This is a genomic window from Occallatibacter sp., assembly GCF_049802275.1.
In the GTDB taxonomy this organism is placed as follows: Bacteria; Acidobacteriota; Terriglobia; order Terriglobales; family Acidobacteriaceae; genus Telmatobacter.
In genome coordinates, this window is record NZ_JBARMD010000410.1 from 1 (window position 1) to 7,579 (window position 7,579).

Here is a 7,579-nt window from a genome sequence, read left to right on the forward strand (position 1 = left end):
ACGCCGACCTGACCCGCACCTACCTGGCCGCGGAAGCCACGCCTACCGAGGGAAACCAACCTTGACCGATGCCCGCTCAAACCTACCCACGATCGGAGTGTTCGATTCCGGCTTTGGCGGACTCACCGTCCTGCGCGCCCTCATAGCCCTCGCGCCACAGGCACGGTACGCTTTCATCGGAGATACCGCGCGCCTCCCCTACGGCTCCAAGTCCCGCCGCACCATTGCCCGTTATGCCGCTCAGAGCGCGCGTTTCCTGGTCGAAGAGCAAGGCGCGGACTACCTCGTCATCGCCTGCAACACGGCCAGCGCCCTCGCCCTTGATGACATCAAGGAGGCCGTGCCTTCCGTTCCCGTTATTGGTGTCATCGAGCCGGGTGCTGAGGCCGCACATCGGGCGTCGAAGACAAAGGACGTGCTGGTTATCGCCACCGATGCCACCGTGCAGAGCCACGCCTACGCCGCCGCCTGCCAAATCCACGGCCTTCGCGCCCTTGAGAAAGCCTGCCCACTCCTCGTCCCCCTCGTCGAAGAAGGCTGGGTTGCCGCTTCCAGCCTCAATCAACCCCTTGCGGTGCAAGCCGAGCCTGCCACACCGCAGGTTGCCGTGACCGCCGAGGTCGTTCGCATTTACCTGGAAGAACTGAGCGCCGAGGCTGCGGCGCAGGGCCTGAACCCGGACACCCTGGTGCTCGGATGCACCCACTACCCGCTGCTGAAGCCCGTGATCGAGCGCATCCTTCCTGCCGGCACCAGGATCATCGACTCCGCTGAGTCCACCGCCAGCAAACTCGTTATGTATCTCTCGCGCGACCTTGGCGCACCACCCGAACACGCTTCGGCCGACCCGATCCTCCGATTCTTCGCCACCGATTCCGTCGAAAAATTCGAGCGCCTCGGCTCGCGCTTTCTCGGCCGCCCCGTAGGCAACGTGCAACTCGTCGACCTCGGCGGCTAGCAAGTTTTAACCAGCGCAAGACGCGGCACACAGGCTTGATATCCTAGATAGGCTTCGAATACATGCGGGTTTGTATGAGGCGTGACTTCAGTCATGCCGAAAGACGGCTTTAAGAAAGAGGGGCCTGAGCCCCTGTCGCACCGGAGGAACAGGAAAAGCATGATCAATCTGGCAGGCAAAACGGCAGTGGTCTTCGGGCTGGCCAACAAGCGTTCCATCGCCTGGGGCATCGCCCAAAAACTCTCCGCGGCCGGAGCCACCCTGGCTATCTGCTACCAGAATGAGCGCATGAAGCTCGAGGCCGAAGACCTCATCAGGGAACTCCCCGGCGCTTCCGGTTTCCAATGCGACGTCTCCAGCGACACCGAGATCGAGACGCTCTTCGCCGCCCTGAAGGAAAAATACGGCAAGCTCGACACCGTCGTCCATGCAATCGCATTTGCGCCCGCAGCTGATCTGCGCGGCGAATTCATTAATACGAGCCGTGAAGGTTTTCGTGTCGCCCTCGAGGTCAGCGTCTACTCGCTCATCGCCGTCAGCCGCGCTGCCGCACCGCTCATGACGGACGGTGGCAGCATCATGACGATGAGCTATTTCGCTGCCGAAAAAGTAGTGCCTAACTACAACGTTATGGCCGTCGCCAAGTCCGGACTCGAATGCACCATGCGCTACCTCGCCTCAAATCTGGGCTCCAGCAACATCCGGGTTAACGCTATCTCAGCCGGCCCCATCAAGACGCTGGCAGCCCGCGGCGTCGGCGACCTCAGCGAGATGATGCGGGCACACGCCGAACGTGCCCCGCTCCACCGCAACGTAGACCAGCTCGAAGTCGGCGGCGTCGCTTTGTTCCTCGCCAGCGACCTCTCCAGCGCCGTCACCGGCGAAACCCTCTACGTAGACTGCGGCTACAACATCATGGGTTTTTAAAAAAGCTTTCCTCTGCTTCGTTTCAGTCCTGCCACCAACTCCGGCCACAGTTTCACAGAAACTGTGAAGCTGTGGGATTTCCGCGGATGATCGATTGATACTGCCCAGTTTACGAACCGGCGCAGGTGGGCTTCACAGTTTCACAGGGGGAGGGGGGAGGGGGTGGGGGGGTGGTATGGACCGGGGACGTGTCTGACATTTTAAACCGGGGAGAATGCTGACACTTCAACTGTGTGCTGCATTTGGATTGCCGCGCCGTTCTTCGAGGAGTGGGGAGTGGACTGCGGAGAGAGACACATTGCAGCGGGCATCCCAGAGTCGGACCTTGAAATGTACCTCCCGGGAATCAACGGTGGCGTTGCGTGTGAGCATGAAAACACCTATGAATCTGATTGTGCGCCGAACGGGGAGAATTGCATGCAAAACGCGCATGTTCTTTCCGCGTTTGGATTGTGGAGGTTGGAGGGAGGGGCGGCGATAGCCCACTTGACAGAACCTTGAGGTGAACCCCTTGGGTGAGACAGTTTGTGTTTTGACAGATTGGGGTTTGCTGGATGATTGTGTTCATTTTGTTGGTTCGACCGCTGACCGGCTCTGTCGTGATCAGTGCGCTCGCATCGCGTTTGCGAACGTGCCCGAATATCGGAACATCGGGAGCGGGCGAAGCTCAGAATATCCGAAGCCGATCGCCACAATATGCAAAGATGATTCATCTCATCAATCCCATTGTTGTGCGTTTTTCTGACTGAAAAAGGGGAACGAAGCGAGTGTATATACACACAACCGCATCCTGGCCCACGCGTGAAGATCGCCGGGCTGCGCTGATCTGGCTCGCCATCTTCTGGATCTTCGTGGGCGTCGGCTTCGGCTTCGATTTGCACAACTACCTTCGGGAGCAGCCGCCCGTACCCAAGATCGTCCACGTACATGCCGTCGCGACCACGCTCTGGCTGCTCACTGCCACCGCGCTTGTGCTCATGGTCGAAACCGGCAACGTCCGCTTCCACCGTCGCTTCGGCTGGTTTGCGGCCGGCTACGCCGCTCTCATCTTTGTGATCGCTCCCTGGTCTGAACTCAGTTGGCAGGCCTTGAACCTGCAGACTCCCGGAGCTCTGCCTCCTGAGTTCCTGTCCATCGCCTTCAGCGGAGTCATCTGCATGGCCGTGCTGCTGCCCTGGGGCATCCTCATGCGCCGCAACTCCGCCGCCCATCGGCGCGTGCTCATTCTGGCCACCATCTGCATCAGCGATGCGGGCTTTTCCCGGATGGTCAGCCTCTTTCTGCCTGCACCAACTACCTTTCTCGGCACCTACCTGTTTTACGAGGGCGGCAATCTGCTGCTCATCCTTCTCATGTTTCTCTGGGACTGGAAACGCAACCGGATCATGAAACAGTTTCTATGGGGAGCCTTCCTCGTCATCGCTATGGGCCTGTCGGCGACGGGGCTCTACTTCAACGAGACATGGAAGTCGATCACGCGCTCGTGGCTCGAGAGCTGGGCGCGGAACATGCTGTAAAGCCAGGTGTCTTGATGCGAATGTTCGTTCGCTGTGCTCAGGATGAGAGCAGCTTTGGCAAGCGAAGGTCGTGTTTTATAGCGAAATTCCCGGATGGTGGGCCATTCGGGAGGGACTCAAGCGGCGGAGCCGCACCTGCGGCTCCGCGCGCGGCTATCGTTCTACTTCGCCGCCGGTGCCAGCGCCCCTTTTAGCGTCACTTCGCCGCTTACCGTCTTGGGATCGACGGTAATCTCCTTCAGCTTCGCCTCCACATCCGCGGGCACGTCTTTCTGATCGCGCCCGCCAAGATATTTCGGCAGGAATTGCTCCATCGCCGTCACGAGCGCGAGGTTATTAATCGGCCGCGCAAACCCATGGCCTTCATCCGGCGCAACCAGGTACTCGACCGGCTTCCCGTTATCGCGCACAGCCGCCACAATCTGGTTGCTCTCGCGAATATTCACGCGTGGATCGTTCTTCCCCTGCACTACCATCAGCGGGGTTACGATGTCTTTCGCCTTGGTCAGAGGTGATTCCGCAATCAGAAGCGCCTTGCCCGCAGGCGTCGTGGGGTCGGCCATGCGCGCGTACATCTGCTTGCGTCCCGCCTCCCAGTACGGCGGAATCGCATCCAGCAGAGTAATGAGATTCGAGGGCGCTACATACGCCACCGCTGCTGCATACACATCCGGCGTGAACGCTACACCCGCGAGCGTTGCGTATCCGCCGTAAGAGCCGCCAAAGATGCCGACGCGCTTCGCATCGACGGTACCGTCGGCCACCAGAGCCTTGACGCCCCAGGTCAGGTCGTCCTGCATCTTGCGTCCCCACTCACCATTCCCGGCATTCAGAAACTTCTTGCCGTACCCGGTTGACCCGCGGAAATTCGGCTGCAGCACCGCGTACCCACGATTGGAAAGGAACTGCGCAAACGTGTCATAGCCCCAGTAATCCCGCGCCCAGGGACCGCCATGCGGAAACACCACCAGCGGCAGATCCTTCCCCGGCAACCCCTTGGGTAGTGTGAGGTAGGCGCGAATTTCCAGCCCGTCCGACGACTTGAACTTGTACGCCTTCCGCTCCGATAGCGATTCGCGCGGCAGTTCCTCACGAATCTTATATTGCAAATCCAGCGTCTTCGCCTTGCGATTCCACAGGTAGGTTTCGCCGGGCTCCGTGTCGCTGGTCGCGCTCACAATCCAGATATTCTCGTCCTTCGAACGAGCGCCGAAATTGATCTCCTTGCCCGGAAGCTTCGACTGCAGCCACTGATACTCCTTCTCGAATTCCTTGTCTTTGAAGTACAGGCGCGACCGGTCGTCCTCATATCGCGTGAAATAGACGTGGTAGTCCACATCCGACTGCGTCAACCCTTCGACGTCCACGCGGTTCTCTGGATCGCTCTCATACTTCCTGGTGCTCCCCGTCGATGGATCGAGCATTTCGATTTCCGTCAGGTCCACATCGCCCTTGTTGGTGATCAGATAGGCCTGCTTGTTGCTGGCGTCGAAATCCGCCACACCGCAAGACTCCAAAACAGAACAGCTGTAAATCTGCTTGAATCCTTCCCCGTCCACCCGCAGGATTTCCGTGTCACCCGCCTGGTTGGTCCGCTCTGCCAGCTTCAGGTTTCCATCGTGATCAAAATCCCACCCGGCAATCTGCTCCGTGTTTTTCTTGAGGAGCTTTTTCTCGCCGGTCGAAATCGAAAGCTCGTAGAGGTCATGCCACTTCGGATCGCGATCATTCAACCCGATGTACAGTGTGTCGGGCTTCGCTTTCGGTGTCGCATAGATCTCGGTGCGTACGCCCTTGTAATTCGTGAGCGCGCGCGTGGGCGGCACGCCCGTCGCTGGATCGGCCGGCTGCCTCGGATCGATAGCATAGACATTGAAGTTCTCGTCGCCGCCCGCGTCTTGCGCATACAAAATGTATTTGGAATCGCGGCTCCAGAAATATTGCCGCACTGGCCGCGTCGTTTCCTTGCTCATCGGCCTCGCCGCGCTGAAAGGCTCACTCGCCTTTTTCACCCAGATATTCCGCGTCCCTTTGTAAGGCTTCAGAAAAGAGAGATATTGCCCGTCTGGCGAAATCTGTGCCCCGGCAATCTGGATCTCGCCGAAAAACAAGGCTCGATCGATGATCGGCGGCTGCTGAGCGATGGCTGGAACCGCGGTAAACGTGCACGCAAATGCCATAACTGCAAAGGGGATTTTTCTCATTGGACCGCCTCCGGTATCGTTTCAGATGCCTTTGCAGCTTACTCCGGGAGAGCCCCGTTTCGGAAGCATCTTGTGACCTGTCGCGTCCCTGCGCCGCTTTACGCCTGCCGAGCCATCGCAAGGTCCACGATCTCTGCGATCATCTGGGTATAGGACAGACCGGATTTCTTCGCGGCCATGGCAAATTCCTGTCCGCTTGAGAGCCATGGGTTGGGATTCGCTTCGATGACATAAACCTCGCCCTTGTTCGAAACGCGCATGTCGATGCGGCCATAGTCGCGAAGCTTGACGGCGCGATAAGCCTTGATCGCCGTCTCGGTGAGTTTGTTCGCGATTTCCTCATCCAGGTCTTCGGCGATCACCGATTTCGTCAGCTTATAGGCTTCAGTGTCTTTCTCGAATTTCACGTCCTGGCTGGCGATTTTGGGCATTCCCTTAGGAAGCTTCGACAGGTCAAGTTCCACCAGCGGAAGCGCATGCGCACTCTCGTAATTGCCGAGGATGGAGGCGTAGATTTCGCGTCCTTCGATGTACTCTTCGATCAACGCAGGAGAATCGAATTCGGTTTGTATATAGGAGACGCGCTCCATCAACTCCTTCACGCTGGTGACCACCGCAGCCGCGTCGATGCCGATGGATCCATCTTCTGAAGTGGGCTTCACGATCAGCGGAAATGAGATGTCGTGTGCGTGGTCGATGTGGCCGCGATAAGCTGTCGCGAAGTAAGGCGAGCGAATCCCGTAAAAAGCGAACATCTTCTTGGCAATCGATTTGTCCTGCGCAAGAATGTGCGCGTGCGGTCCCGCGCCGGTATAGGGGATCTCGAGCAGATCGAGAAATGCGGTGACGTGCATCTCCTTGGTGTCATCCCCTGAATACGATTCCGTGAGGTTGAAAATGAGATCGGCGCCACACTTGGCGAGTCCGAGCAGGGATTGGGGCCGGCCGTTGAGCACGTAATACGACGGCTCATGGCCGAGCTTCTCCAGCGCTTCGAAGATCTCTTCGCGGTCGTGCTTTACCGGCTTCTTCTTGCGTTTCTTTTGCCCCTTGCGTTTGCGCGGCGGAGGAGCTTCTTCCTCGACTTCAACGGGTTCTTCTTCCCACAAATCGTACAGTACGGTGACTTTCAATTTTCCAGCCATACGGCCTCCAATCGGAGTGACGGCAACTGCCGGCACGCCTCAGGAATGAATGAACTTTCCTCGGATCAGATAATTCATCGCGAGCGCAGTTGTGTACACAGTGAACTCCGTAAGGTACTCAGTCTCGCGTCGAACATCTACGCGCAGGCCCAGTTCCTCAACACGTTTGCAGATGGCTTCGACGAGTCCGTTAATGATCGGACGTTGCACGCCGCTCCAGTACGCGACCTTGTCGACAATCGCTTTGCGATGCTGGCTCAACATCTCATGCGCGGGTCGCACGCCTGTACGTCGCTTGGGCGAGACATTAAAGATGTCCGCAAGGTCAGTATCGAGCGCGAGTTCCTCCACCGGAATCTCTTCCGGCAGGCTCAAGCGATAGAACTCGCCCACCGTCGATTCCATCTCATCCACGGTGATGTCGGTGCGCCCGCGACGCCTGGGCGGTTCGACATCTCCCACTTTGCGCGCCACGCGATCCACATATTGCAGCTTGGCCAGCGCACCCCAACCCTGGTAGCGCTTCCTCCATTGCGAACGCGGCGTCAGCCACACTGCAAATGTTTCGGCAAAGTCTTCGTCGGGATGCTTCTGCGCGTACCAACCGGCCATGTGGCGAACGTACTTCCGCGAGAAGGGGATGGGACGGTAATTATCGCGATAGGCGCGTCGAAACGGACCGAAGATGTTGCGCCACTCTGCTGATTTGTAGAGCTGGTAGGCGTAATTGAATGCGTGCCCGGCCTCATGCCGCATATACATCATGATCTCGCGAGCATCTTCCAGGTCGTTCATGTCGCGCTCAAGCTGCGCCAGGTCAGGGTTGGC

General features: G+C 58.4%; 6 protein-coding genes. 3 read left to right on the forward strand and 3 right to left on the reverse strand.

The genetic code is table 11. The annotated features are described in order from the left end of the window. The 3 genes from murI to WA354_RS14375 all read left to right on the forward strand — a co-directional run. Window positions 1-958 (forward strand): glutamate racemase (gene murI, locus WA354_RS14365; RefSeq protein WP_472813704.1); only part of this gene is annotated, 958 nt, incomplete at its 5' end. A gap of 159 nt (window positions 959-1,117) precedes the next feature. After that, window positions 1,118-1,885 (forward strand): enoyl-ACP reductase FabI, encoded by a 768-nt coding sequence (locus WA354_RS14370; RefSeq protein ID WP_472813705.1) that lies wholly within the window; start codon window positions 1,118-1,120, stop codon window positions 1,883-1,885. A gap of 767 nt (window positions 1,886-2,652) precedes the next feature. After that, window positions 2,653-3,402 carry a hypothetical protein gene (locus WA354_RS14375; RefSeq protein WP_472813706.1) on the forward strand — a complete coding sequence of 250 codons (750 nt, stop codon included), beginning with the start codon at window positions 2,653-2,655 and terminating at the stop codon, window positions 3,400-3,402. 161 nt (window positions 3,403-3,563) lie between these two features. On the opposite strand, the gene WA354_RS14380 is transcribed toward WA354_RS14375, so the two are convergent. The 3 genes from WA354_RS14380 to WA354_RS14390 form a co-directional block, all read right to left on the reverse strand. After that, window positions 3,564-5,606 carry a S9 family peptidase gene (locus WA354_RS14380; protein ID WP_472813707.1) on the reverse strand — a complete coding sequence of 681 codons (2,043 nt, stop codon included), beginning with the start codon at window positions 5,604-5,606 and terminating at the stop codon, window positions 3,564-3,566. Window positions 5,607-5,704: 98 nt separating this feature from the next. Further along, window positions 5,705-6,751, reverse strand: a complete 1,047-nt coding sequence (locus WA354_RS14385; protein ID WP_472813708.1) for a D-alanine--D-alanine ligase family protein — start codon at window positions 6,749-6,751, stop codon at window positions 5,705-5,707. Window positions 6,752-6,790: 39 nt separating this feature from the next. After that, window positions 6,791-7,579 (reverse strand): putative zinc-binding metallopeptidase (locus tag WA354_RS14390; protein ID WP_472813709.1); only part of this gene is annotated, 789 nt, incomplete at its 5' end.